This is a genomic window from Mesorhizobium sp. M1A.F.Ca.IN.020.06.1.1 (assembly GCF_004023265.1).
Classification (GTDB): Bacteria; Pseudomonadota; Alphaproteobacteria; order Rhizobiales; family Rhizobiaceae; genus Mesorhizobium.
Genome location: NZ_RZSR01000753.1, coordinates 1 through 3001, shown reverse-complemented (window position 1 = coordinate 3001; position 3001 = coordinate 1). Strand labels below are relative to the sequence as shown.

Below are 3001 nucleotides of genomic sequence, written 5' to 3'. Positions count from 1 at the left end.
GTACCGACCGCCGCTATGTGCTGGCGAGCAGGCTCGCCGCCACCGCCATCGCCGCCGTGCCCGCCAGCACATAGCGGCGGTCGGTACGGTCCGAGAGCCAGCCGAGCGGTATCTGCAGGATCAGCGTGCCGACCGGCATCGCCGACAAGAGCAGCGCCACCTCTGCCTGGCTGTAACCCTTGGCGGTGGCGTGGATCGGCGCAAAACCGGAAATGATCATCGACAGGCCGCCCACCGCCAGCATGCCGACGACGCCGACTGGCGAGATCCTCCACGCTTGGCCGAGCGCCACCGAAGCGGCCTGCGGCGCGGGCGGCTGGGCAAGCCGCGTCATGCCCACCGGCAGGATGGACAACTCGGTGAAGGCGATGCCGATCAGCGGCGCCGCCGCCGTCTGGATGTCGATCGCGGCGAGCGTCGCATAACCGACGCCCAATCCGGCGATATAGGCGACGTAGAACACCGCCATCACCCGGCCGCGTATGGCGTTCGGCAAGGCGTCGTTGAGCCAGCTCTGCGCGACGATGAAGAGGCCGCATATGGCGAAGCCGTAGAGCGCCCGCGCCGCGATCCACAGCAGCGGCATCGGTCCGGCGCCGATCGCCACGTTGGAGAGCGCGATCAGCGCCGAAAGCACCATGAACGCGCGGGCATGGCCGACCCGGCGCACCAAGGGTCCGGTCAGGATGCAGCCGGCGAGCCCGCCGGCCGAAAGGCCGGTGACGATCAGTCCGGCCCAGGTCGGATCGAAACCATCGGCGCCGAGCCGCACCGGAATGAAGGCGAACATCAGGCCGTTGCCGATCGCGATCAGCGCCATCGACACGATGACGCTGGCAATGGCAATCAGCGGCGCCGATTGTCCGGGATCGGTTTGGGTCTGCGTCAGCATGCCCTCGCAGCTTGGCTGATCGGAATGCGAAAGGCCGCCGTAAAAGCGACATCGCTCGGCCCCTTGTGGAGAAGGGAGGCCTCAGCCCTTCGCCGCCTTGCGGATCGCGGTGGAGGAAAGCGACGAGCGCGGGCCGTGGATGAAGGTCCAGGCCGGCGCCCGCATGCGGGCGAGCAGCGGGGCGTCGCCTTCATCGACGCGGGCATAGTCGAAGGTCTTGGCGACGACCGAGGACAGGAAGGAGAGCGTGGCGCCCGGTCGGTCGATGACGGCGATCGGGAAGGTCAGCACGATCTCGCGCCAGCGCTGCCAGCGATGGAAGTCGCGTAAGGAATCCGCGCCCATGATCCAGACGAAGTCGACGCCCGGATTGCGCGCCTTGACCAGCGCCAGCGTGTCCGCGGTATAGCGGACATGCTGCGCCGCCTCGAAGGCAGTGACCTTGATCTTCGGATTCCTGGCGATCTTTTCGGACAGCACGATGCGCTCGGCGAGCGGCGCCAGCTCGCGCGCGCTTTTCAGCGGATTGCCGGGCGTCACGATCCACCAGAGCTGGTCGAGGGCCAGCCTTCTCAGCGCAATCTCGGCGACCAGCGCGTGGCCCGCATGCGGCGGGTTGAACGAGCCGCCGAACAGGCCGACGGCCAGCCCTTTGCCGGCATGCGGCATGTGGAGATAGGGCGCGGGGACGGGCTGCTCGGGCTGGGAAAGCATGACGCTAGGCACCCCCCTCTGCCCTGCCGGGCATCCTCCCCGCCAGGGGGGAGATTGGCAGCTCCTTCGCAGTCGCAAATCTTGCAGTGTTGGCGACTGGCGAAACCGGGAAAATCAGCTGATCTCCCCCCTTGCGCGGGAGATGGCCGGCAGGCGGGAGGGGGGTGCCTAGGCGCAAGCTTCAGCCTCTTAGGGCAAGCGATATCAAGGCCTCACCTGCCCCGACCCGCGCACGCGGTACTTGAACGAGGTCAGTTGCTCGACGCCGACCGGTCCGCGCGCATGCATCTTGCCGGTGGCGATGCCGATCTCGGCGCCCATGCCGAACTCGCCGCCGTCGGCGAACTGTGTCGAGGCATTGTGCAACAAAATCGCCGAGTCGATCTCGCTGAAGAACTTGTCGGCCGCTTGCGCATCCTCGGCGACGATCGCCTCGGTGTGATGCGAGGAGAAGGTCTCGATATGCTCGATCGCGCCGGCCACGCCGTCGACCAGCTTCACCGCAATGATCGCGTCGAGATATTCCGTCACCCAGTCGGCGTCGGTCGCCGGGCTGGCATCGGCAAAGGCTTTCATCACCTCGACGTCGGCATGGATCTCACAGCCGGCCGCGTGCAACGCTTCCAGGATCGGCACCAGATGCGTGGACGCCACCGCGCGGTCGACGAGCAGCGTCTCGGCGGCGCCGCACACGCCGGTGCGCCGCATCTTGGCGTTGACGGCGATCTGGACCGCCATGTCGAGCTTCGCCGAACGATCGACATAGAGATGGCAGATGCCTTCGAGATGGGCAAAGACCGGCACGCGCGCCTCGGTCTGCACGCGGCCGACCAGGCTCTTGCCGCCGCGGGGGATGATGACGTCGAGATTGCCGGCTAGGCCCTTGAGCATCTCGCCGACCGCGGCGCGGTCGGTGGTCGGCACCAATTGGATGGCGTCTTGCGGCAGGCCGGCTGCCTTCAGCCCTTCGACCATGCAGGCATGGATAGCCGACGACGAATTGATCGAATCAGAGCCGCCGCGCAGGATCACGGGATTGCCGGCTTTCAGGCAGAGCGCGCCGGCATCCGCCGTCACGTTCGGGCGGCTTTCATAGATGACGCCGATGACGCCGAGCGGCGTGCGCACGCGCTCGATATGGAGGCCGTTCGGCCGGTCCCATTCGGCAATTACCTCGCCGACCGGATCCTTGAGCGCCGCGATGTCGCGAATGCCGTCGGCCATCGCCTTGATACGTGAGGGGTTGAGTTTCAGCCGGTCCATGAAGGAACCGGACAGCCCGGCTTCCTCGCCGTTCGACATATCGATGGCGTTGGCCTCTAGGATCGCCTGCTCGTTGCGCAGGATGGCGTCGGCCATCGCGGCCAAGGCGTCGTTCTTGGCCTTGGTCGATGC

At 66.9% G+C, this 3001-nt stretch carries 2 protein-coding genes and 1 pseudogene; all 3 read right to left on the bottom strand.

Features of this window, described 5'->3' with window-relative positions; translation table 11 throughout:
• Nucleotides 1-22: 22 nt before the first annotated feature.
• A pseudogene (locus tag EOA60_RS26345) lies at nt 23-892 on the bottom strand (MFS transporter); the annotation flags it as partial.
• Nucleotides 893-973: 81 nt separating this feature from the next.
• Nucleotides 974-1561, bottom strand: a complete 588-nt coding sequence (locus EOA60_RS26340) for a nicotinate-nucleotide adenylyltransferase (protein ID WP_067001594.1) — start codon at nt 1559-1561, stop codon at nt 974-976.
• A gap of 249 nt (nt 1562-1810) precedes the next feature.
• Nucleotides 1811-3001 (bottom strand): glutamate-5-semialdehyde dehydrogenase (locus EOA60_RS26330; RefSeq protein WP_128312134.1); only part of this gene is annotated, 1191 nt, incomplete at its 5' end.